Source organism: Chryseobacterium sp. LAM-KRS1 (genome assembly GCF_013184525.1).
GTDB lineage: Bacteria > Bacteroidota > Bacteroidia > Flavobacteriales > Weeksellaceae > Chryseobacterium > Chryseobacterium proteolyticum.
The window spans coordinates 497,153-520,452 of the sequence record NZ_JAAOIZ010000001.1 but is presented as its reverse complement, the minus strand read 5'-3'; the positions used below and the strand labels follow the sequence as shown (position 1 = coordinate 520,452).

27 protein-coding genes and 1 riboswitch are annotated in these 23,300 nt (G+C 35.1%); of the genes, 17 read left to right on the top strand and 10 right to left on the bottom strand.

What is annotated here, in order from left to right:
- Positions 1-66: 66 nt before the first annotated feature.
- The 5 genes from G9C87_RS02345 to G9C87_RS02325 all read left to right on the top strand — a co-directional run bounded on the left by G9C87_RS02345 (position 67) and on the right by G9C87_RS02325 (position 5,402).
- On the top strand, positions 67-495 hold the full coding sequence (locus G9C87_RS02345) for an acyl-CoA thioesterase (RefSeq protein WP_172277723.1): 429 nt from the start codon (positions 67-69) through the stop codon (positions 493-495).
- An 83-nt stretch (positions 496-578) separates the two neighbouring features.
- Entirely contained in the window at positions 579-1,427 is an 849-nt protein-coding gene (pheA, locus tag G9C87_RS02340; RefSeq protein ID WP_172277722.1) for a prephenate dehydratase, read from the top strand.
- 338 nt (positions 1,428-1,765) lie between these two features.
- Positions 1,766-2,482, top strand: a complete 717-nt coding sequence (locus G9C87_RS02335) for a hypothetical protein (RefSeq protein ID WP_172277721.1) — start codon at positions 1,766-1,768, stop codon at positions 2,480-2,482.
- A 122-nt stretch (positions 2,483-2,604) separates the two neighbouring features.
- Positions 2,605-4,854, top strand: coding sequence for a DUF2339 domain-containing protein (locus tag G9C87_RS02330; protein ID WP_172277720.1), 2,250 nt, complete (start codon positions 2,605-2,607; stop codon positions 4,852-4,854).
- A gap of 110 nt (positions 4,855-4,964) precedes the next feature.
- Complete coding sequence (locus tag G9C87_RS02325; RefSeq protein WP_172277719.1) at positions 4,965-5,402, top strand: hypothetical protein; 438 nt, start codon at positions 4,965-4,967, stop codon at positions 5,400-5,402.
- A 49-nt stretch (positions 5,403-5,451) separates the two neighbouring features.
- Here G9C87_RS02325 and G9C87_RS02320 read toward each other — a convergent pair whose 3' ends face one another.
- A complete protein-coding gene (locus G9C87_RS02320) occupies positions 5,452-6,729 on the bottom strand; it encodes a replication-associated recombination protein A (protein WP_172277718.1) in 1,278 nt (425 codons plus the stop codon).
- 101 nt (positions 6,730-6,830) lie between these two features.
- Between G9C87_RS02320 and yidD the strand changes: the two genes are divergently transcribed.
- Together yidD and lgt are read left to right on the top strand one after the other, a co-directional pair.
- Complete coding sequence (yidD, locus tag G9C87_RS02315; RefSeq protein WP_172277717.1) at positions 6,831-7,073, top strand: membrane protein insertion efficiency factor YidD; 243 nt, start codon at positions 6,831-6,833, stop codon at positions 7,071-7,073.
- A 434-nt stretch (positions 7,074-7,507) separates the two neighbouring features.
- Positions 7,508-8,374 (top strand): prolipoprotein diacylglyceryl transferase, encoded by an 867-nt coding sequence (lgt, locus tag G9C87_RS02310; RefSeq protein ID WP_228456944.1) that lies wholly within the window; start codon positions 7,508-7,510, stop codon positions 8,372-8,374.
- A gap of 81 nt (positions 8,375-8,455) precedes the next feature.
- On the opposite strand, the gene G9C87_RS02305 is transcribed toward lgt, so the two are convergent.
- Positions 8,456-9,973, bottom strand: a complete 1,518-nt coding sequence (locus G9C87_RS02305; protein ID WP_172277714.1) for an NAD(P)H-hydrate dehydratase — start codon at positions 9,971-9,973, stop codon at positions 8,456-8,458.
- Between the two features lie 165 nt (positions 9,974-10,138).
- Here G9C87_RS02305 and mscL point away from each other — a divergent pair, with 165 nt between their 5' ends.
- Positions 10,139-10,519: a large conductance mechanosensitive channel protein MscL gene (mscL, locus tag G9C87_RS02300; RefSeq protein WP_172277712.1), complete on the top strand. Its 381-nt coding sequence runs from the start codon at positions 10,139-10,141 to the stop codon at positions 10,517-10,519.
- Between the two features lie 53 nt (positions 10,520-10,572).
- Here the strand turns inward: mscL and G9C87_RS02295 are convergent, their stop codons facing one another.
- From G9C87_RS02295 to G9C87_RS02285, 3 genes are all read right to left on the bottom strand, one after another.
- On the bottom strand, positions 10,573-11,532 hold the full coding sequence (locus G9C87_RS02295; RefSeq protein ID WP_172277710.1) for a D-2-hydroxyacid dehydrogenase: 960 nt from the start codon (positions 11,530-11,532) through the stop codon (positions 10,573-10,575).
- A 90-nt stretch (positions 11,533-11,622) separates the two neighbouring features.
- A complete protein-coding gene (locus G9C87_RS02290; protein ID WP_373428005.1) occupies positions 11,623-12,030 on the bottom strand; it encodes a phosphoheptose isomerase in 408 nt (135 codons plus the stop codon).
- 262 nt (positions 12,031-12,292) lie between these two features.
- Positions 12,293-12,709 (bottom strand): carboxymuconolactone decarboxylase family protein, encoded by a 417-nt coding sequence (locus G9C87_RS02285; protein WP_172277708.1) that lies wholly within the window; start codon positions 12,707-12,709, stop codon positions 12,293-12,295.
- 107 nt (positions 12,710-12,816) lie between these two features.
- Between G9C87_RS02285 and G9C87_RS02280 the strand changes: the two genes are divergently transcribed.
- The 4 genes from G9C87_RS02280 (at position 12,817) to gcvT (ending at position 15,826) form a co-directional block, all read left to right on the top strand.
- Positions 12,817-13,656: an AraC family transcriptional regulator gene (locus tag G9C87_RS02280; protein WP_172277706.1), complete on the top strand. Its 840-nt coding sequence runs from the start codon at positions 12,817-12,819 to the stop codon at positions 13,654-13,656.
- A 101-nt stretch (positions 13,657-13,757) separates the two neighbouring features.
- On the top strand, positions 13,758-14,267 hold the full coding sequence (idi, locus tag G9C87_RS02275; protein WP_172277704.1) for an isopentenyl-diphosphate Delta-isomerase: 510 nt from the start codon (positions 13,758-13,760) through the stop codon (positions 14,265-14,267).
- On the top strand, positions 14,268-14,738 hold the full coding sequence (locus G9C87_RS02270) for a hypothetical protein (protein WP_172277702.1): 471 nt from the start codon (positions 14,268-14,270) through the stop codon (positions 14,736-14,738).
- 11 nt (positions 14,739-14,749) lie between these two features.
- Positions 14,750-15,826, top strand: coding sequence for a glycine cleavage system aminomethyltransferase GcvT (gcvT, locus tag G9C87_RS02265; RefSeq protein ID WP_172277700.1), 1,077 nt, complete (start codon positions 14,750-14,752; stop codon positions 15,824-15,826).
- A gap of 71 nt (positions 15,827-15,897) precedes the next feature.
- On the opposite strand, the gene G9C87_RS02260 is transcribed toward gcvT, so the two are convergent.
- From G9C87_RS02260 to G9C87_RS02245, 4 genes are all read right to left on the bottom strand, one after another.
- The gene (locus tag G9C87_RS02260; RefSeq protein ID WP_172277698.1) at positions 15,898-16,332 is read right to left on the bottom strand and encodes a hypothetical protein; all 435 of its coding nucleotides are present in this window, start codon (positions 16,330-16,332) and stop codon (positions 15,898-15,900) included.
- 89 nt (positions 16,333-16,421) lie between these two features.
- The gene (locus G9C87_RS02255) at positions 16,422-16,607 is read right to left on the bottom strand and encodes a hypothetical protein (protein WP_172277696.1); all 186 of its coding nucleotides are present in this window, start codon (positions 16,605-16,607) and stop codon (positions 16,422-16,424) included.
- A 152-nt stretch (positions 16,608-16,759) separates the two neighbouring features.
- The gene (locus G9C87_RS02250) at positions 16,760-17,464 is read right to left on the bottom strand and encodes a hypothetical protein (RefSeq protein ID WP_172277694.1); all 705 of its coding nucleotides are present in this window, start codon (positions 17,462-17,464) and stop codon (positions 16,760-16,762) included.
- A 290-nt stretch (positions 17,465-17,754) separates the two neighbouring features.
- On the bottom strand, positions 17,755-18,108 hold the full coding sequence (locus tag G9C87_RS02245) for an arsenate reductase family protein (protein WP_172277692.1): 354 nt from the start codon (positions 18,106-18,108) through the stop codon (positions 17,755-17,757).
- Positions 18,109-18,224: 116 nt separating this feature from the next.
- Here G9C87_RS02245 and G9C87_RS02240 point away from each other — a divergent pair, with 116 nt between their 5' ends.
- The 5 genes from G9C87_RS02240 (at position 18,225) to G9C87_RS02220 (ending at position 22,986) form a co-directional block, all read left to right on the top strand.
- Positions 18,225-18,692 (top strand): acyl-CoA thioesterase, encoded by a 468-nt coding sequence (locus G9C87_RS02240; protein ID WP_172277690.1) that lies wholly within the window; start codon positions 18,225-18,227, stop codon positions 18,690-18,692.
- A gap of 74 nt (positions 18,693-18,766) precedes the next feature.
- The gene (locus tag G9C87_RS02235; protein ID WP_172277688.1) at positions 18,767-19,609 is read left to right on the top strand and encodes a GLPGLI family protein; all 843 of its coding nucleotides are present in this window, start codon (positions 18,767-18,769) and stop codon (positions 19,607-19,609) included.
- 13 nt (positions 19,610-19,622) lie between these two features.
- Positions 19,623-19,690: riboswitch (Fluoride riboswitch) on the top strand.
- 30 nt (positions 19,691-19,720) lie between these two features.
- Positions 19,721-21,025 (top strand): voltage-gated chloride channel family protein, encoded by a 1,305-nt coding sequence (locus tag G9C87_RS02230; RefSeq protein ID WP_172277686.1) that lies wholly within the window; start codon positions 19,721-19,723, stop codon positions 21,023-21,025.
- Between the two features lie 60 nt (positions 21,026-21,085).
- Complete coding sequence (locus G9C87_RS02225) at positions 21,086-21,967, top strand: LysR family transcriptional regulator (RefSeq protein WP_172277684.1); 882 nt, start codon at positions 21,086-21,088, stop codon at positions 21,965-21,967.
- A 62-nt stretch (positions 21,968-22,029) separates the two neighbouring features.
- Complete coding sequence (locus G9C87_RS02220; protein ID WP_172277682.1) at positions 22,030-22,986, top strand: YeiH family protein; 957 nt, start codon at positions 22,030-22,032, stop codon at positions 22,984-22,986.
- An 83-nt stretch (positions 22,987-23,069) separates the two neighbouring features.
- Here G9C87_RS02220 and G9C87_RS02215 read toward each other — a convergent pair whose 3' ends face one another.
- A complete protein-coding gene (locus G9C87_RS02215; RefSeq protein WP_172277680.1) occupies positions 23,070-23,264 on the bottom strand; it encodes a hypothetical protein in 195 nt (64 codons plus the stop codon).
- Positions 23,265-23,300: the final 36 nt, after the last annotated feature.

Below are 23,300 nucleotides of genomic sequence, written 5' to 3'. Positions count from 1 at the left end.
CAAAAAAAAATTTTGCAGGTATTGATTATTTAAAAATATATTTGTATGTATAATTGGAGACCCAAAATGATACACACAATCCACTCAATACGAGTACGTTACGCCGAAACCGACCCTATGAAATATGTCTATTATGGCAACTATGCAACGTACTTTGAAATTGGCAGAGTTGAGCTATTTCGATCCATCGGAATGTCATATAATGAAATTGAAAACCAGGGAATTTGGTTACCCGTTTCCGATTATAAAATTAAGTATTTAAAACCAGCTTTATACGATCAAAAATTAGAAATCCACACCTATATAAAAAAAATACCCGGAGTACGGATTGAATTTGAATATGAAATCTACAACGAAGATGGAGTAAAAATTACCGAAGCTTCTACCACCCTGTTCTTTCTGGATTCATCAACCAACAAAATCATCAGATGCCCGGAGCATTTATTGAATCTTTTTAAAGCAAACTGGAAGGTTGAAGAAAATACCCCTGAATAATTACGGTATATAATTTTTTTAAGTATCAACTATTTCATTCCTTTGTTGAAGTTTAATTTACATTTAACAATTACGCAGAATATATGAAGATTGCATTTCTTGGCCCACATGCAAGTTTTACTCAACTTGCCACCACACAACTTTTTCCTAAGGAAGACCTATTACCACAGGCAAATATCCTGGATTGTTTTGAAGCAGTAGAAAAAGGAGAAGTTGCTAAAGCTGTTGTCCCATTGGAAAACTCCATTGAAGGTACCGTTTCCATGACATTAGATTATCTGTATAAAACCCCTGCAATAAAAATCGAAGCTGAAGCTGTGATGCCCATTGCACATCACTTAATGATTCATCCCAACAATTCTATTGAGGAAATCGAGAAGATTTATTCCCATCCGCAGGCATTGGCTCAGAGTTTTCATTTTTTAGATGAACACTACAAGAATGTTCAAAGGCAGGATTTTTCTTCTACGGCCGCCGCCGCCAAGTTTGTATCCGAGAACCCTGATCAAAAGATCGCAGCTGTCGCCAACCAATTTGCTGCTAATCTTTATGGTTTAAAAATCATTAACCGGAATATTCAGGACTTTGAGCAGAACCACACCCGCTTTATCGTAATCTCTAAAGAAGGAAATTCTTACAAAAACGAAAAATTAGAAGTTCTGGGTGAAAAATCCGGGATGCTCATTACATTACCTGAAGATCATGCCGGAGGATTACACCAGGTACTATCAGTATTCGCCTGGAGAAAGATGAATCTTAGTAAAATAGAATCCCGGACCTTAAAAACGGGACTTGGAAACTACTTTTTCTATATCAATGTGGTAGGTGAATGGCATCCGATCCTGCATGGAAATGCAATACAGGAGCTTGAGTCCATCCGCGCAGATGTTGATTTCCTTGGAAATTACAAAGAGTACTTATTAGAAAGTTAAATCTTATTAAAAAAAAGGATAGTTATAATATTATCCAAGAAATATAACCTACTAAAAGCTGTCAGAACGTCTGACAGCTTTATTTTTACAATAAATAAAAATTATTCAATAAAAAGGGATTTATTTAAATTATTTTATTTATCTTTATTCTCAAAAAATTTAAGTATATTTACTTATAGTATAAATACGTAACGTTATATTGAATATAAATTGTAAATTGTTAAAATATTTAAACATAATTTACAATAACTTTATATAAAATATAACCTACAGGCATAATTTTTGCTGTATTTTTACGAAACTAAAACTAGAACCATAACAATTTAAACTTTTATAACATGAAAACTAAAATTTCCATTCTGATCTTATTTTTGATCTCATTTCAAGCCTTTTCACAGGTAGGAATAAACACCACAACACCAGCAGCTACTCTTGACGTAAACGGAGATGTGAAAGTACGCCAGGTTCCAACAACGACAACATTAACTGGATTTGATGTTATGATGTATAATATTGCTACCGGTGAATTACAACAAGCAGATCCTGCATTAGTAGCGAGTGCCGGAAGTGGTGGTGCTACAAACCCTACCCTGTTTGCTGCTAAAAAAACAGCAGGAATCAGTTTATTAAGCTTAGGATTGTTTCCTTCTGGATTTAGAGGAGTTAACTTCCTGACAGCAGAAAGAACAATCGGTAGTGCTGCATTATTCTCTGATACCGACAATACGTATGTTGTTCCATCTGACGGAGTATACGCTATTGGATTTACTTTCCGTTACGGAACAGGATTACAAGCTTCTATCCTTGCCAACAGCCCGGGAGTAGGAATCGTTAGAACAAGAGCAGGGGTAGCTACTACAATAGATAGCCGTGCATTTAGCGGAGCAAACCTAATTCTGTTAAGCTTAACAATTTCAGAATCCAGCTTGAACTCAATCTATAGCCTACAGGCAGGAGATAAGATTTCATTCGGTCTTGTAGGGTCTTCTGCGCTTGACGTAGGTTTACTTGGATCAAGTGTTGCTTCATTCTATATTTACAAAGTATCTAACTAGGACTTTTATTTAATTTAATCACTATACACCGTTAATCCATCATATCCCAATATGATGGATTAATTGTTTTTACGAGTAGCTTAACAAACATTTATTTATATTTGATCAAACAAATGAAAATTATGACGGCAAATTTCCTGGTTATTCTACTTATTGTATTGATTGTTATTGTTTATAGTAATTTAAATAGCAGAATACAAAAGCTTGAAAAGAAAATTTCAGACTTACAGGAAAATACTCCTAAAGACATTCCGGTTGCAGGGCTAAAAAAAGAATCTACAAGTCCATCTCAGCTATCTCCTGAAGCTTCACCTATCAATACTCATCATGAAAAAGAATCTGCACCAGAGATCTACCCCAACATTCAGGAACAGGTACCATCAGATCAACAAACAGACTGGCTTTCCCCTATTATGGGTTTTCTTAAACAAAACATTCTGGCAGTTATTGGTATTTTCACTTTGGTTTTAGGTATCGGTTACTTTGTAAAGTATGCCATTGATAAAAACTGGATTGGAGAAGCAGCAAGGGCGACAATAGGATTCTTCATCGGTTCAGCTATTATAATTACAGGTCATTTTCTAAGAAAAAATTATGCAACATTTTCATCTATAATATTGGGAGGTGGTATTGCAATCTTATATTTTACCACTACCATAGCGTTTCGTGAATATCATCTGTTCGCACAGAATACCGCTTTTATTATTACATGCTGTATAACATTATTATCTATCATTCTTTCTTATCGCTATAATAGCGAGGTCCTAGTTATTTTTTCATTATTTGGCGGATTTCTAGCCCCTTTAATGATCAGTTCCGGCCAGAGTAATTACTTATTTTTATTCACCTATATATCTGTTTTAAATATCGGAATGTTTATCATTACCTTTTTGAAACAATGGAAAAGTGTTGGAGGAATTGCATTTTTCTTTACGCATCTCTATTTGTTATATTGGATTGTAGAAAAACCTGAAATATTAAGTATTTATTTTTATCTGATCAATTATGTTATATTTTATGCTTTCGCATTGCTTAACAATATTAAGAAAAACATACTTTTTGCTTTTGATACAATATTATTAGTCCTGGTCAACTTCTTTAGTACTCTAAGTTTAATTTACCTTTTTAACAAATTGGGATATGAACCGGTCATCATATTTCCTCTAATCTTTGCAGCAATTAACAGCTGTCTCGTTTTCAGGGAATATAATAAGAAAAGTTTTAACAGCACTTATTCCATATTTACAGGTATTACTGTAAGCCTTCTAACCATTGCTGTCGCATTGCAGTTCAAAACGCATTTGATCACAAGCATCTGGGCAATTGAAGCAACTTTACTTCTTTTTATCTGGAAAAAAACAAATCTTAGTATTTTTAAAGTTTTCTTTTATATTCTTTTTCCTTTGGTCCTGTTAGCTCAAATCATTACATGGGCACAATATTTCGACGCAAAAGATCTTAACGTAATAATCAACCCTATCTTTTTAACAAGTTTGGTGACAATCATTACCATCCTTTTTAATCTTGCCCTACTCAAAAGATTACAGGGAAATAACACTTCCGGAAATAGCTTCTTTGAAAATGCATTTAAAATCCTTAATTACTCTGTCATTTATTTCGCGATATTATTTGAGTTGATTTATCAGATTTCTGAACAGCCTTTTGCTATTATTTTAGTATCGGGGTTTTTACTGAGTCTATTCTACATCTCCATCCTTTTACTACTCGGCAGAAAACTGGAAATAAACAGACAGATCAAAAACGGATTGATTTATTTTTTCTTTTGCCTTACTATCATTCACGTTACTTTCTGTGCTTCCGAGCTTATACATGATATCGTATTAAAGAAAACTTCATGGTCTTTCTATGGAATTTACTTACTATACCTCATTCCTTTTATATATGTATATTATTATAAGGTAATAAACACACCGGATTTTTTGAAAATAAAAATTTCGTATTGGCTCGGTGCCTTTACATTGGTTACTGTTGTAAGCTGTGAATTGTATCACTTATATTTATTGGGAAATTCAGTAAACCTTACAAACCTGCCTGCACTGCAAAAACATTTTAGCATTCTGTATCTTCCAATCATTTGGGCTATCCTTTCAATTATCTTTATTTATACCGGGCTTAAAAGAGAGAATAATGAATTAAGCAGAATCGGATTCACCCTTATAGGGATCGTTATTGTGAAACTGTATGCCTATGATGTATGGCAAATGGATAATATCTCCAGAATTATAGCTTTTATATTACTTGGAGTGATTTTATTGCTAAGCTCATTTATGTTCCAGAGATTGAAAAATATCATTAAAAATCTTGTGGATAAAAAGGATGAAACTGATAAAAATGAAAATTCAGAATTTTAATAAAATCCATTATTTATACATAATTTTTAATTTATCTTGAAATCACATTCAAATTCTACAAAAAAAACTTATATTTAACCTGTTTTTAATCGTTACTTATTCTTTAGATTATGAAAAAAATACTTTATTCTTTTTTATTAGTATCTTCTGTATGTTTGTTTGGACAGAAGAATCCTTCAGCGAAATTTGCTGTTGCTAATGATATTGTTGGAACAGTTGATATGTTCAAGGACAAATCAGATTTCATACAAAGCATGCATGTTTATAAAACACCTGCTACTTTGCCACAGAATCTAAAAAAATTCAGTTATCTGGCAGACAATGGGATTACAGAGTTCAAAATCAAAAAAGGATATGAAAACCTTGACAGGTTAACATTAGCTCAGCTTAATGTACAAAACAACCTACCCAAAGAAACACCTGTAATCATCGAAGGTTATGAATTTTCTAATCCTGAAACCAGTATCTACGCTGATATTTTAGCTAAAACTGAAGTAAAGGATTACAATGGCAAAAAGTCCCTTTTTATTACAACAACCCAGAAATAATCATTAATTTTTGATCATAAAAAAAAGGATGCTCACTGAGCATCCTTTTCTAATATTTATTATTCCATTTTTTTCTGAGTTCTTCATAAATTTTTTTCTCCGTGGCATTATCTCCCGGCTCATAAAGCCTGGTGTCTTTAATTTCTTCAGGAAGGAAATCCTGGTCTACAAAGTTTCCTTCATAAGAATGTGCATATTTGTAGTCTTTGCCATAATTGAGATCCTTCATTAGTTTTGTCGGAGCATTTCTGAGATGAAGGGGTACAGGAAGATTACCTGTTTGTTTTACTAATGCCAATGCATTATTAATAGCCATATAAGTAGAATTACTTTTAGGAGATACCGCCAGATACACTGCAGTTTCACTTAAAATAATCCGGGCTTCGGGATTACCTATTACGTTGACAGCCTGAAAACAATTATTAGCAATAACCAAAGCATTCGGATTTGCTAATCCAATATCCTCAGCCGCAAGAATAAGCATCCTTCTCGCAATAAATTTAATATCTTCTCCCCCGGCGATCATTCTTGCCAGCCAATATACCGCACCATTGGGGTCACCTCCCCGCATGGATTTAATAAATGCAGAGATAATATCGTAGTGCTGTTCTCCATTTTTATCATATAAAGCCATTGTTTCCTGAAGAACGGCAAGAACATCTTCATTGGAAACCTCAGTTGTCTCTGTATTTTTATATTGATTGAGAACCAGCTCAACAGAATTGATAAGTTTTCTGGCATCACCACCCGAATATTGTATAAATGCACCTTTTTCTCCAATTTTTAAATGGGTATTCTCGTCTTTATTGTACCTATCGAGAGCAATGTCCACCAGTTCTTCCAGTTTTTCATAGCTTAAAGCTTTCAGGATATACACCTGACTCCTTGAAAGCAAGGCTGAAACTACTTCAAAGCTTGGATTTTCCGTGGTAGCACCTATCAGAACGATCCATCCTTTTTCTACTGCGTGAAGCAATGAATCTTGCTGCGACTTATTAAAGCGGTGAATTTCATCAATAAATAGGATTGGTGATTTTCCTGAAAATAGATTCTGTTTTTTTGCTTCATCAATGACATCGCGAACATCTTTTACACCCGAAGAAACCGCAGAAAGTTTATAGAACTTTCTTCCGGATTTTTCAGAAATAATTTCTGCCAATGTCGTTTTCCCCGTTCCTGGAGGCCCCCATAAAATAAGAGAATTGAGCGTATCGTTCTCAATCATCTTCCGTATTGTTCCCTTCTCACCCGTAAGATGCTCCTGCCCCAGAACATCATCCAGGGTTTTGGGTCTTAATTTTTCAGCTAATGGAATATTTTGATTCAAGATATTTTAGGATTTTTGAGTGAATATTTCAGATTTATGTCTCTGAAACTTATAACAAATTTAAACTAATTTTCATTTTTTTACCCTATTTTTGCATTGTTTTGAAATTAACAGTCAACAAGATCATTACTTTTCCTTTGGTAATTTTAGTTAAATTTTACCAATGGTTTATCTCGCCCTTACTCCCTAAAAACTGTCGTTATGAACCTACATGCTCCCATTATATGGTAGAATCACTGCAGGTGCATGGTATTTTTAAAGGATTGTGGCTGGGTATAAGGAGAATTTCAAAATGTCATCCATGGGGAGGTAGCGGATATGATCCTGTTCCTCCAAAGAAATAAAAATTCAGTAATAAACTATCAAAAAAATAGAAATGAGTAATATTTTTTTCAGAATGTACCTCGTAGTATTTGCCTTCGTTACCCAGTGTATTTTTGCACAGGCATACCCTGGCGGTCTATCGGACGGAAACTTACAAGTAAATGCTACGGAAATCCCCGTTAAAATCTATTCAACAACTGAAATCAGAGATCTGGACTCTTTTGTGGAAAGACCTATCAATAGTAATGTTCTGGTAATTCTGAATAAGTCTAATTTTGAGCCTGCTTACTTCAATTTCAGCGCTGCAACATTAAGTAAATACAAAGAAGCAAAATACCAGTTTTTTGATAAACACTTTAAGCTGATAGAAACTCCGGCTACTCAGGAAAATATTGAAACTTTCAAATATGCTGTAAAAGCAGACAAACCCATTACAGCTGCAGACCATGTTGAACTGGAAACTCCTTTTAAAATATGGGATCCTTCCAATGGGATCAAACTGGGGCCTGTTACACTTCATTTTTATAGCCTGATGTTCATTTTTGCCTTTGGATTTGGTTATCTCCTGATGGCAAGAATCTTCAAAACTGATAATGTCAATTTAAAATATCTGGAACCATTATTTACATGGACGCTGATCGGAACTATTTTGGGTGCAAGGCTAGGCCACGTTATCTTTTATCAGCCTGAATTATTCAAGGAAGATTTCTGGAGTGTCTTTTTGCCAATAAGCACAAAAAACGGCCTGAAATTCACAGGTTTTTCAGGATTGGCAAGCCATGGAGCTACTATTGCTTTAATTCTTACAACTCTTTATTACTCGTTTAAGATCATCAGAAAAAACCCTTTCTGGGTATACGATAGATTAGGAATAGTGGTTTCTTTGGGAGGTGCCTTTGTAAGAATGGGGAACTTTTTCAATTCTGAAATTGTAGGAAAACCTGTAGACCCGAATTCCCCGTTTGCTTTACTTTTCCCACAGCAAAGCAGTGAATATGGTCTAACTGTACCACGTTATCCTACCCAGCTTTTTGAAGCCTTCGGATATATTTGCCTTTTTATCCTGCTGTGGATCTTATACAAAAAGACAGATAAGAAATATCAGCAAGGCTGGTTATTTGGATTATTTTTCATTATTCTTTGGGCAATCAGATTCTTTGTAGAATTTTTAAAAGAGCCTCAGGGAGATGAATTTATCCAGATCGGAGGCTTGAATACCGGACAGGTACTTTCTATTCCTTTCATGCTTGCAGGAGTAGTGATCATGATTATGTCTAAAAAATTCAAAATTACTCAGGAACAAAACGCAAAACCTGAATAATTATATTCCTATAATACATATGAAAGCCACAATTGAATTGTGGCTTTTATTCTTTTACGACCTTTAGAAATAGCTGATACTTTATAGCTTAACCGCCGTTTTTTTATTGATTTTCTCAAATACTGTTCCCAATTCATTAATGAGATCAGTAGGAAGCATAGATTCTTTAGAATATCTTTCTGCCGCATAATCTGCTGCTTTTCCATGAAGCCACACCCCGAAAGCAGCGGCATCTTCTTCGGAATATCCTTGTGCCAGTAATGAGGTAAGAATTCCTGTAAGAACATCTCCGCTTCCTCCCTTGGCCAGTCCCGAATTTCCTGTAGTATTATAATACACTTTTCCATCAGGAGTAATAATTTGTGTATGATGATCCTTCAGGACAATATATATCTGATGCTCATCCGCTTTCTGACGTGCCAGTTCCAGTCTTTCAAAAGAGTCTGCGGATTTACCAAATAGCCGTTCAAACTCCTTGGGATGAGGAGTAATGATTGAATTCTTCGGGATCAGTTTCAGATTTTTTTCATTTTCCGAAATTATATTCAAAGCATCCGCATCCAGGATCAATGGTTTCGCATATTCTTTTAAAAATTGCAGAAGCACTTTTTGCGTTTCCTTATCTGCTCCTATACCCGGTCCTATACCAAATACAGAATTATCTTCAATCTCTATCTTACTTGTAACCTGATCACCACTTTTTATAAACATGGCTTCCGGACAAGATATTTGTAAAATATTATATCCGCATTCGGGAGCAACCGTGAACGTCAAACCGGCTCCAGTTTTTAAAGCAGCTTTTGTGGATAGCACAGCAGCTCCCATTTTACCGAAGCTTCCTGCAACAATATGTACTTTACCATACAATCCTTTATGAGAAAAGTCCGGTCTCGGTCTAAAAATTCTTTTGATCCATTCTTCATCAACTGAAAAATCAGCTGTTTCAGTATTTGAAATATACTCTCTGCTAAGATTTATATCCAAAATCTCTACCTTACCTGTAAATATACCACTTTCAGGATGTAAAAAGCTTTTCTTCCAGAATTGAAAACTCAGAGTATAATCAGCCTTGAAAATAGTAGAGCCAGCAACAGAAGTGGTATCTGCAAAAAGTCCTGAAGGAATATCAATAGAAATTTTAACAACCTTCAGAGTGTTTAAATAATCAACTATTTCTTTGTATGCTCCTTCAAGTTCTCTCGATAATCCGGTTCCGAAAAGGGCATCAATAATAACAGTATCATCATCCAGCGGATCCTTATCCAGCTCACTGAATCTTTTAACCGGAATTTCCGAAACCCCTTGTACTCTTTCAAAATTGACCTCTGCATCATCGGAAAGTTTCGATTTGGGATCCTCGACAAATACCTCTACATCAAAACCTTCGGTATGGAGCAGCCGTGCAATAGCAAATCCATCTCCTCCGTTATTTCCAACGCCACAGAAAACAAAAAACTTTTTATGATTTTTACAATGTTCAGATATCCAGTTTACACATGATTGTGCTGCGCGCTCCATTAGTTTAATTGAAGAAATTTGATCGTTCGATATCGTAAACTGATCACACGCCCTTATTTGCTCCTTCGTAAATATTTTCATTTCATATTAGTATCCGACTAATTTATAATATTTTTTATTAACGCAAAGGCGATTACTCCACATTCACATTATTTAAAAAGAATACAAATAAATATCCCATAAACGCGAAAAAAATAACAATTTTAGCTATATTTGTGTCATACACAACATAAAAAAAATTAAATTATGGGATTTTTAAAGGAATTTAAAGAATTTGCAGTCAAGGGCAATGTCATTGATCTTGCAGTAGGGGTTATCATTGGTGCAGCTTTTGGTAAAATTGTTTCATCATTTGTAGAAGATGTTATTACTCCTCTTTTACTTAATCCGGCTCTAAAAGCTGCAGGGGCAGAAAATATCAAAACCCTGGTATGGAACGGCGTTACCTATGGTAATTTCCTGGCGGCAGTTATTAACTTCCTTTGTATAGCAATGGTTCTTTTTATAATGATTAAAGGAATTAACAAAGTATCAAAGGCTAAAGAGGTTGCTCCGGCTGGTCCTACAGATGATCAGAAATTATTGATGGAAATCAGAGATTTACTAAAAAACAAGAACAACATATAACATAAAAACACCTCATTTGAGGTGTTTTTTATTTCAATACGAACTTCATTCGATTAGTGAATCTGTAGTATACTTGAAATCTGCTCCGCCAAAGAAAGACCAATTCTATCCTGTGCTTCCAATGTTGAAGCTCCTGTATGAGGTGTAAGGGAAATTTTAGAATGAGTGAGAATGTCTTTTGAAGGAGTAGGCTCATTAATGAAAACATCCAGTCCTGCAAACTTCACTTTTCCGGAATCCAGGGCTTCAATTAAAGCCACCTCATCAATAACACCTCCGCGTGAGCAGTTCACTATTGCAACTCCGTCTTTCATAATTTCAAACTCATTTTTTCCGATCATATATCCGTCTTTCTGTGCCGGTACGTGAAGGGTAATAAAATCCGAATGCTTCAGAACATCCTGTAACGGTTCCGTTTCAATATCCACATTGATAAACTGGTTGTTATAGAACTTGACTTTTATACTTGCCCTGCCTACATTATTATCAGCCGCAACTACTCTCATTCCAAGACCTAAAGCAATCCTTGCAACCTCTTGTCCTATTCTTCCCATTCCAACGATACCGATGGTTTTCCCTCGCAATTCTATTCCTTTAGCATATGCTTTTTTAAGTCCTGCAAATTCAGTATCTCCAACTACAGGCATCTTTCTGTTCGAATCCTGTAAAAATCGTGCTCCTGAAAATAAGTGGGCAAATACCAATTCCGCAACCGACTCCGAAGAGGCAGATGGTGTATTGATTACATGAATTCCTTTTTCCCTTGCATAATCTACATCAATATTATCCATACCAACACCTCCTCTTCCGATAATCTCAATGGATGGACAGTTATCAATAATATCTTTTCTTACCTGTGTCGCACTACGTACCAGTAAAGTACGGATCTTATGCTCATTAATGTAATCTACTAAAAATTCCTGTGGTACTTTTGTTGTGATTACTTCAAACCCTTTTTCAGTTAATGCATCAATTCCAGATTGATCCAGACCGTCATTTGCTAAAACTTTCATAAATACAATGTCTATTTAAATTTAAAAAGATTTAAAAATTAAAATTCGGCGTGCTGCTTTATCATTAATCTTTAAATCTTTGAATTATTTTTAATCTTCTTTGAAAACTTCGATTGTCACTTGCTTTTCGACCAGATCAGTAAATTTCCCTTTGTATCTTGTCGCTCTCACAAGGTGGTTATCAATCCAGTGATAGTTCCCTCCTCTTGGTTTCCCACACAAAACACTATGGTATTTGAATCCGTGTTTATCCAGCCAGTCAATTGTAATTTGTTTTAAATTTTCAGTGCGGGAAGTAAAAAAGCATATCTGATGTCCTTCATCATACCATTTATTTATGGTTTCTAAAGCATCGGGATAAGGCTCACAGGTAACCATTCTCTCCGGTTCTTCGTTCGGAACATCATCCGTAATTGTTCCGTCAATATCTATTAAGTAATTTTTTACTCCGTCCTTTAGTACTGGACTCACGTGTTCGATATAATCTAGCTCCATCATAAAAATTTGAATTACAAAGTTACGATTTTTACAATGAAAAGAGGTGTTAAACTTTGTTTATGTTAAAAAATTACTACTATAACGTAAATTAGATTAATAAATTCAATATTAAATCAACCAATTTTACATTTATGATTTAAAATTTTCAGTTTCACTTGAGTTTAATCACCAGAAGTCCATTAAAAATAATATCAGATTTCAACAAATAACCACAAGATTTACATTATTGATAATCTGAAATATCATGACTGAACAGAAAATTTTAAAATTTTTCTCCAAGGCTAATGCGCAACCGGTTCAAGGCATTCATAAGGGAAATACTTGATGTAAGTTCTACAATCTCCCTTTCAGAGAATTCAGTTTGAAGTTCTACAAGTAAATTACTGATATCTCCATTGATGAAGGTTACAGCGTCTGCCCACTGTAAAACTAAGAGCTGTTTTTTACTGAATGATGCCGAGTGCTTATATCCGGGGATCTTATCAATTATAGATTGATCGATACCCATATCTCTGAGTTCTCCGGCATGGAAACTGCAACAATAGGCACAGCCGTTTAACTGGGATATCCTCAGCTCGGCCAGAGCAATAAGCTTATTATCAATTCCTGAATTTCTGATACTTGAATGAGCCTGGTATAAATATCCAACAGTTTGCCTAGCTATACTTTTATAATCCATCTTTTTTTTCACAAAGCTACAGCAGGCATACATTCTTAAAAGAGTACAAAAAACAGAAAATTGAGTATAAATAAAAGATTAATTTTGTACTAATCATTGATGCTGCGATGGACCATATACATGAGCTTATTGAAATCGAAATAACTGAGTTATCTGAATGGAAGGACCGTTTCCGTAAAAACAGTTTTTTTGAACTCGTCTTCATTCTTTCGGGGAAAGGAGTACAAAGTATAGAATACAAAACCCGGAATTATCAACCTCAGGATTTCTTTTTGCTTCCCTATTCAAAGTGCCATGCCTATGACATCATCCAGCCTACTCAGTTTTTATTCGTCCGGTTTACAGAGCATTATTTTAAAAACCTTAAAAGTACGGATATCAATTACTCACAATGGTATAGCAAACTCAATTATATCATAGGATTCTATGATTTCAGCACAGGACTTGTTTTTCATGATAATAAAGACAAGGAACAGGTTAGAAGATTATTGGATATTATAGTTCATGAAAAGGATCAGAACGCGGCGTATTCTGAAACGTTAATCGCCAATTCCCTGTCTTCAATACTTACAATTATCAGTTCAAGACTGGCAAATACGAAAGAGAAAGGCGATACTAAATTTTCTGAAATCATCCGGCATATCAATCAAAATATCATTAATGAGGATCAATTGTCTATCGATTATTTATCCAAAAAATTTAATCTTTCCGGAAAGTATTTCAGCGAATATTTTAAAAGAAATGCCGGCGAAACATTAAAGGAATATACTCAGAAAACCAAACTGCAGATAGCGATCAACAGGATTACATATACAACAGCTCCATTACAGGAAATTGCATGGAGCCTGGGTTTTACCGACGGAAGCCACCTTAATAAGGCCTTAAAAAAGCATTTCGGTATATCTTCATCCATATTGAGAAAAGAAAAACGAACTGCAGATCATTAAAAAGTTCCGAAAATTTCAGGGATTCCATTCTCGATCTGGCATTGATATGATGTTTCCCCAAAAATTTCCAAAATACATTTATTAGACTTACATTTGTAGGAATGGAAGAATTGGTAGTCTTAGTAAATCCGCAGGACAATGTTATAGGTTTGATGGAAAAACAGCAGGCACACGTTAATGGCTTGCTACACCGGGCTTTTTCCGTATTTCTATTTAATGATAAGGGAGAAATGCTCTTGCAAAAAAGAGCTTCGGAAAAATACCATTCTCCAAACCAATGGACTAATGCAGTATGCTCGCATCCCAGAAATGGTGAAAGCTATCTGGCAGGTGCAAAGCGTAGGGTGAAAGAAGAACTGGGAATAGAAGTAGAACTTGCGGAAAAATTCAGTTTTATTTATAAAGCTGATGTTGGCGGTGGACTTTGGGAGCATGAGCTTGACCATGTGTTCGTCGGAAATTACGATGCTGATTTCAGTTTAAATAAAAAAGAGGTTGAAGAGGTAAGATACATCTCCATTGCTGATCTGGATAAAGAGATCTCTGAGAACCCAGAAAATTTTACAGAATGGTTCAAAATCATTCTGGAAGAATACAAACACCATTTTTAGATGAGAAAAAATTTGATCGCAGGATTAATATTGATGTTAGGCTGTTTTACCTTTGCACAGAAAACAGCAGTTTATGAAAGTACCAATTACACGATTAACGTTCCTGAAGGGTGGAAATCGACAAATGACGATGATATTGTAAATATATTTCCTTCGAATGAAATTGGTGCCATTACAATTTCAGAGTACCATGACCTGAATATTCCTAAAGAGGAAACAAAAAAATTCATCCTTGCCCTTTACAAATCCAATGATGAAGAAAGCAAGGTAAAATCCGGTAAAGGAAAGAAAGGATACACAGAATATACGTATGAATATTTTGATGATCACGATAAGCTTTTCTGGATTACCAAAGTTTTTCAAAAAGAGAAAAACCTGTTCATTATTTCCATCAATTGTGGCCAGAAATACTGGAATGGCAATTATATGAATCTTTTCAATGATACTTTTAACAGCTTTAAAATAAAGTAATAAAAATAAATATGAAGAAAACAGCCTTGTACGACAAACACGTTTCTTTAGGAGCGAAAATAGTACCTTTCGCAGGCTTCGAAATGCCTGTACAATATTCCGGAGTTACGGAAGAACATTTTGCAGTGAGAGAAAACGCGGGAATATTCGATGTTTCTCACATGGGACAATTTTTCATTGAGGGTCCTGGTTCTAAAGAGCTTTTGCAATTGGTTACGACAAATAATGTAGATGCATTGGAAAAAGGAAAAGCCCAATATTCTTGTCTTCCTAATGAGAATGGTGGTATCGTAGATGACCTTATCGTGTATCAGATGGATGATGAAAAATATTTTGTAGTAGTTAATGCTTCAAATATTGAAAAGGACTGGAATCATATTTCAAAATACAACACTTTCGGAGCTAAAATGACCAACGCTTCCGATGAAATGTCACTTTTGGCAATTCAGGGACCGAATGCAACAGCAATCCTTCAAAAGCTTACTGACGTTAACTTGTCTGAAATTCCTTACTATCACTTCACAGTAGGGTCTGTAGCAGGAGTAAACGATGTCATTATTTCAAATACGGGATATACTGGCAGCGGAGGATTTGAAATTTATTTTAAAAATGAAGATGCCGTAAAACTTTGGGATGAGATCATCAAAGCAGGAGAAACAGAGGGTATTATTCCTTGTGGACTTGCTGCCAGAGATACTTTACGACTTGAAAAAGGATTCTGTCTTTACGGAAATGATATTGATGATACAACTTCTCCTATTGAAGCCGGTTTAGGATGGATCACAAAATTCGATAAAGATTTCCTTTCTAAAGAAACCTTTGCAAAACAAAAAGAAGAAGGAGTAACAAGAAAACTGGTTGCTTTTGAACTTCAGGACAAAGGGGTTCCTAGACATGATTATCCTGTAGTGGATGCGGAAGGAAATGTAATCGGAAAAGTAACTTCAGGAACGCAGTCTCCTATGAAAAAGATTGGTTTAGGACTGGCTTATGTTGCTAAACCTCATTTTAAATTAGGATCGGATATCTTCATCCAGGTAAGAAATAAAAATATCCCTGCAAAAGTTGTGAAGGCACCTTTTGTATAGAAAGAAATATCTTATTTACAATAAAAACCGTAGGAGTTCCTACGGTTTTATTTTTTTTATTAGGGTTTTTGTTATCGGTAAACCAAAATATCCTTGATGATCATACTTCCATACAATTTCTTTTCCGCATTGGTAAAGTAATATTTATTTCTTCTGCTATAAGCGTCAGCAGTTCTGTAAGAAAATCCTGTTTGCCAGATGATGAGCATTTTGGTTTCATTTAAAATCGGATAATTGATATCATAAAACCGAAACAAGGACCGCTCAACAATGGTACTATCTTTTATATCCGGAGTGTTCCAAACAGTTCGTGGGTATATTCTGGTCATTTTGCTCAATAAATAAGAAAAAGGTTTTCCTCTATATTCAGATTTCTTAAGTTCAAAATTTGTTTTAAGATAATGTAAAGTATCCAGTTCTTTGGTATTCTTTTTATCTAAATCAATCTTATGCTGAGCATGAAGATGACAAAAGACGCAACTTAACAGAACGAAAATATATTTCATGATACAAAAGTAAAACAGAATACAAATATTGTTAAAATAATTTGCTTTTCCACAAAAAAAAGACTGTATAGGATACAGCCTTTTTTAGTCTAATAGCAGATACAGCATAGTTTCCGATCCGGGGAACATACATCACCCATTCCCGGATTATTGGAAACTACTCCACCGGCACCGCCGCATAAAAAATTGCAATTTACAACAGGTCCGATTCCTCCATTGATTACTCTAAGGTCTCCCCTGTTTAGGCTTTTGATTTTGTGAACATTTTTTAACATAATAATATTTTTGGTATCATCAAATATAAAATTTTCCCGACATATAGAAACGATATCTGAAGAAAAATAAATCACATAAATACCTGAAATAAAATAATATAAAACAAAACTACGCCTTAATTTTTGGCTGTATTAAACCAATCACTCAATATTTATCTTTTGATTGACAACCGATGTGCTGATGTATCGTCCATACCACCAGCCAAAACATTAAGAACTTTATTCCATACATTTTTTTTCTCTGACTGGGATTGATTTAATTCATGGTAAGCCTTCGCATACTGGCTTTCATAATTTTGAACTTCCGAATCCGGGTAACTCCATGGAATATATTTCAGGATATCTAATGTTAAAGCATCAATTTCATCCGGTTCAAGATTTTCCATTAGGGTCAGTTTTAATTTGTAGGATTCAGATATGGAAAGAACCCGGTTCAGATTATTTGAAATAATTTCCCAGATATTGTCCCATTTTTGGAGGTTTCCTGCTGTAAAGATAGTGTTTCCCACATTCTGCATTTCTTTCAGAATGTTAATTACAACATCCTTATAATGGTTGTAAGTTTGTCTGATTTCTATAAGGTGAGAGTGGTCATTAGTGTTGAACTTATCTTCAATACTCCTAAGAAGCCCAAGCAATACAATAATGTTTTCAGTCAGCTTAGCTTTTTCTGTCACCCAAACATTGATGATAATGCTATCATTGGAAGAAACAATCAGCTCTCCTGCTTCTTCGATCTGTTTTATGATCTCATCATTGCCCGCTACAATTTCTTTATGGGTAAGGGCGATGTCAATACTTAGTTTTCTTAAGCTCTGAACAGCTTTGATTAAAGGATTAAAATCTTTTTCCATCATAATTTTGCTTTACTGTTTTTTTGTATATAAATCAGATGAAAACTTTCCCAGACCTTGTTTAAGGTATTGGGGAACAAAACAATCCGGGAATTTTTTCATCAATAGCTAACATACGAAAAAATAAAAAAATACTCTTTTTCAATTAAATTCTACAAAAAAGAAAATATCCGGTAAACAATACCGGATATCCTAAATTACCTATGTATTTTATTGATTGAAATATTTCAAATCAGAAAAAACAATCCTTTATAAATCGAAGTTTTAAATTTGTATGATCTTATTTTCAGAAATTATTCGGCACCAAAGAACTTTTTTAAATTCTCAATATTGTTTTTATCATTTCCCACAAAAATTTCCTTATCCGTTACGAAAACAGGTCGTTTCAAAAAGGTATAATGATCCAGTAATAAATTTTTAAAATCCTTTTCTTTTAATGATTTTACATCCAGTCCCCGTAATTTAATCTGTGTAGACTTTTTGCTAAACAATGCTTCATATGACTGAGTCCTTTTGTACATCTCAGCAAGCTCTTCTTCTGTAACCGGCTCTTTCTTAATTTCTCGGAGTTCCCAGTCTGTAAGATCAAACTGTGCCAATATCTTTCTGCAGGTATCGCAGGTATTCAGATGGAATACTTTTTTCATCTCTATTATGATTTTTATGATCCTAAAAAAGCTTATGATAAGCTTTAACCCTTCAAAATTATGATTTAATTCAGGATTTTGAAAATTATTAAATATCTTTATTCAAATTTTATACAATGCAGAACAAGCCAATTACGTTTCAGTTTATCTCGGAACCATCGGATGTTAATTATGGAGGAAATGTTCACGGGGGAAGCGTGATGAAATGGATAGACCAGGCCGGCTATGCCTGTGCGACTACCTGGAGCGGAAATTATTCTGTAACGGTTTACGTAGGGGGAATTCGTTTTTATGAACCCATTAAAATCGGGGAAATTGTGAAGGTTGAAGCTCAGGTTATTTATACCGGAACCTCCAGCATGCACATTTCGATCAATGTATTTTCGAGAAACCTCAAGCAACCTAATTTTGACAAGAAGACACATTGCATCATTGTTTTTGTGGCCGTGGATGAAAATGGCAAAAAGCTGCCTGTTCCTAAATGGGTTCCTGAGACTGAAGAAGAAAAGCAGCAGGAGCAGTATGCAAAAAGACTTATGGAATTAAGGACCCAGATTGAGGATGAAATGAAGCCTTTTTTATAAGAAAGGCAGCAATTCATTAATCATAAAGAGATGAGCAACAATTTATAGTTAAGGAATAGAAATTTATAGATATCATGAAAATTATTTTTACATTATCTGCCCTGTTAATTATTACTTTTGTTCAGTCCCAGACCCATAGGTTCATTTATGAGCTCAAATATAAAATGGACTCCACGGAATCCGGTTATGAAAAGCTGAATATGATCCTGGATATCACCCCAAAAGAAGTTAAGTTCTACGGACAAAACCTAATGGCTACGGATTCTTTAAATAAAAAGTTCGGAATGAACTCCAGCTATACGGATATGTCCGGACAGGTTGTAAAAAGAAAAGTCAACTCCTTTGATCACGAAAATTTCATTAACATAAAAGCAGGATATTATTCATTCAGGACTACGGACAAAATCAACTGGATGATCTCTGATGAAGTGAAAAAAGTAGAACATTACACTTTGCAAAAAGCAACTGCAGATTTTGGAGGAAGAAGCTGGACTGCGTGGTTTTGTAAGGATATTCCTTTTAATGAAGGACCTTTTAAATTTCGTGGTCTGCCGGGGTTAATTTTTGAGTTATCCGATTCAAATAAAAATTTCATCTATTATCTTCTAAAAAGCGAAACATTAACAGGAACACCATCCACTGAAGATTTTCTGGAGTCTAATTTTGGCAACAAAGCAATCCCCATCAATGAAAAGCAAAAGCAAAAATTATTGCTGGAGTTTTATAATGACCCTTTTGCTTTTGAAAGAAATACCATCAGCAAAACAGCAACTGATCTTAATATCAATATCAACGGAAAGGAAATCCGCAATGTAGATGAGCTCAATACACAAACCAAAAGCATGCAGGAGGTAATAAGAAAGTATAATAATCCTATTGAGATTGATAAAGCAATGCATTATAAAATTAATAAATAATATTTATCTTTGTAGCTCAAAAGGAAATGGTGTTCTTCCTTACCCAACCGCTTTACGTAAGCTGATGACGCCTGATTAATAGATTATCAACCAAAATTAATCAGGATTATTATGTCTAAAAATCCCCGAACAGTAAGTAAAAAAATAGTATTTCATTCAAGATTTTTCTTTAGAAAATTCCCTGCTCTCCCATATATTGTAAAATGGCTTTGCATCAGCTCGATCATCGGAATTCTGGTCGGAAGTGCCTCAGCCGGGTTTTTGCAGTCCCTTGAATGGGCTACCCGTTTCAGGGAGAACCATATCTGGCTGATTGCGCTTCTTCCGGTGGCCGGTTTTTTAATAGGGCTGCTATATCATTACTATGGAAAGGACGTCGAAGCCGGTAATAATTTACTAATCGATACCATTCATGATCCTCAGAAAACCATTCCTTTTAAAATGGCTCCTTTTGTATATCTGGGTACTATAGTTACTCATTTTTTCGGAGGTTCTGCAGGCCGTGAAGGAACAGCAATACAAATGGCAGGGGCAATTTCAGACCAGATCAGTAAACCATTCAGACTTGATAAAACCGAAAGGAAAATTTTAATTATTGCTGCCATAGCTGCTGGTTTCGGTTCTGTTTTTGGAACACCGCTAGCCGGAGCGGTATTCGGTCTTGAAGTTTTTCTCATCGGTAGAATCCGTTATAATGCCATTTTTCCTGCATTTGCGTCTGCTATTATTGCAAACTGGGCAACCGATCTGTGGAATGTAAAACATACCCATTATCATATTGATTTCATCCCAAAACCTGAGTTTTTACCTATTCTTTACAGTATTCTGGCCGGTATTGCTTTTGGTCTGTGTGCAGCAGCATTCAGTAAAATGATACATTGGACAGGAAGAATATTCAAATCTAAAATCACGTTTCCCCCATTACGGCCTATTGTGGGTGGTGGTATTGTTGCTATTGCTGTATTTACAATGGGAACAACACGGTATATCGGTCTGGGGATCCCTACAATTGTGGAATCATTCGAAAATCAGTTGCCTTTTTATGATTTTGCCTTAAAAATGATTTTTACGATCATAACATTATCCGCAGGATTCAAAGGCGGTGAAGTAACTCCGTTATTTTTTATCGGAGCAACATTGGGAAGTGCTTTATCCCTGTTTATCCCTCTTCCTTTCGGGCTTTTGGCAGGAATGGGTTTTGTGGCAGTTTTTGCGGGAGCAACCAATACTCCCCTTGCGTGTATGTTGATGGGGATTGAGCTTTTTGGAGCTGAATCCGGAATTTATGTTGCCATAGCTTGTGTTGTTTCTTATTTATTATCGGGCAGAAACAGCATTTACACACGGCAAAGAATCGGACAAGCTAAACATCGCAGATACGAGAGCGACCAGGATAAAAGTTTTTCAGATCTCTGAATTTTAAAGGTATTCTTACATACAATTTAACTAAGTTTGTGTCTTAATTGTTTTTACAGCATGTTTGACTACAGACTTAAAGTTTTTCACACGGTTGCTTCAAGACTGAGCTTTACAAAAGCTTCTGAGGAGTTGAATATCTCTCAACCGGCGGTCACCAAACATATCAAGGAAATAGAGAGCCAGCTTAACACCAGGCTGTTTAACAGGAAAGGTACATCTATCCAGCTTACTGGTAGTGGAGTCATACTTTACGAATATGCAGAAAAGATCCGCAATATGTACAGGGATCTGGAGTTTGAAATTTATCGGCTGAATTCTGAACACAGGGGAAAGCTGATTATTGGCGCAAGTACTACCGTTGCACAATATATTCTTCCTGAGATCCTCGCAAAATTTCATTCGTATTACCGGGATATTAAGATTGAACTGCTTACTTACAATACAGAAGCTATATCAACATTATTAAAAGAGGGTAAAATTGACCTGGGAATCATTGAAGGCGAATCCCAATCTTCCTATTTTGATTATAAAATTTTTAAACCCGATGAAATTGTACTTGTTGCAAAAGCGGACCACCCTCTTATGAACAAGACACTGCAATTGAAAGATTTATACAATACAGACCTGATCTTCCGGGAGCAAGGCTCGGGAACACAGGAGTTTATCCAGAGTCGGTTAAAAGAGAAAGGTATTGACCTAGGAAATCTCAATATTGTTATGCAATTGGGAAGCAGCGAAAGTATAAAAAACTACCTCCTTCATTCCGAATGTCTGGCATTTCTTTCCGTAAGCACTGTCTTAAATGAGCTGAAAAATAATACTCTGACGATTATTGATATTAAAAATTTCAGTATTGAAAGAAACTTCCATTATATCCTTCCAAAAGGAGAGCAATCTGCCCTTATTCAACTTTTCTTAAAGTTTATAAATTATAACTAAAAGTTATCCAGTATAACAAAATACAATTTACATTGTAATAATTAATTGTAGAATTTTGAAGAATGAATTCAAGAATCTATAATATGAATCGTTTTATCCAAAACGAAAAAACAAAGAAAATCATTTTCCTTACATTAGCAGTCATTACGCTTACACCGTGGATTTCATCTCCCATCGCTCTTGCTTTAGGGTTTCTACTCGCTGTCCTTTTAGGAAATCTTTTTGAGAAATATCTCCATCGGTATATTCACTTACTGCTTCAGATATCCATTGTAGGGTTGGGTTTCGGATTAAAACTTAACGAAGCTTTACAGGCTGGTAAAACGGGTTTTATATTAACCGTTGTAAGCATTGCAACAGTAATGATCCTGGGGTATTTTTTAGGTAAAGTATGTAAGCTGGAAAAAAAATTGTCATATCTGGTTTCTGTTGGTACCGCTATCTGTGGAGGTAGCGCCATAGCGGCTACCTCTCCCATCATTAAACCCAGCACCAAACAGATTTCTCTTGCTCTTGCAATCATTTTTACTTTAAACTCCATTGCATTATTTGTTTACCCTGTTATTGGTCATGCATTACACCTTTCCCAGGAGCAATTCGGGTTATGGTGTGCGATCGGTATTCATGATACCAGTTCCGTTGTGGGAGCTGCAGGCAAGTTTGGGGATGAAGCATTAAAAACAGCCACTACTGTGAAGCTTGCCCGTGCTTTATGGATTATTCCGGTTTCTCTTATGACCATGTTGATCTTTAAAAATAAAGAATCGAAGATTAAAGTTCCGTGGTTTATCGGATATTTTGTTTTTGCAATCTTATTAAATACCTATATACCCTTGTTTGCTCATTTCAGTCAGATCATTACCACAGTTTCAAAATCAGGATTAAACTTAACTTTATTTCTTATTGGTTCCACCCTTTCTCTGCAAACCTTAAAAACAATTGGTTTTAAGCCACTGGCTGTAGCAGTCATCCTATGGATTTCTATAAGTACGGGAACATTGTTGTATATTATCCATTAAAAAGACAAAAGCCCTTTGGATCCCCAAAAGGCTTTTGCGTATTAAATGTGGAAATGTTTATTTCTAACTGAAATAATTCGTAATTAAATTGCCGACTGATCACAAGTATATACCTGTGGGCAAGCAATGTACTGAATGCAGTATTTAGGACCAGTTACAGAACCTGAACAGCTGCATCCGCATAGAGATAAATCAGGATTCACGTTTACACCTCCTACGATGTTTTTAAGTTCTCCTTTGTTTAATTTCTTAGCGTTTTTAAAAATGTTGTTTACCATGTGATTTGATTTTGAGATTGAACAATATAGTTTAAT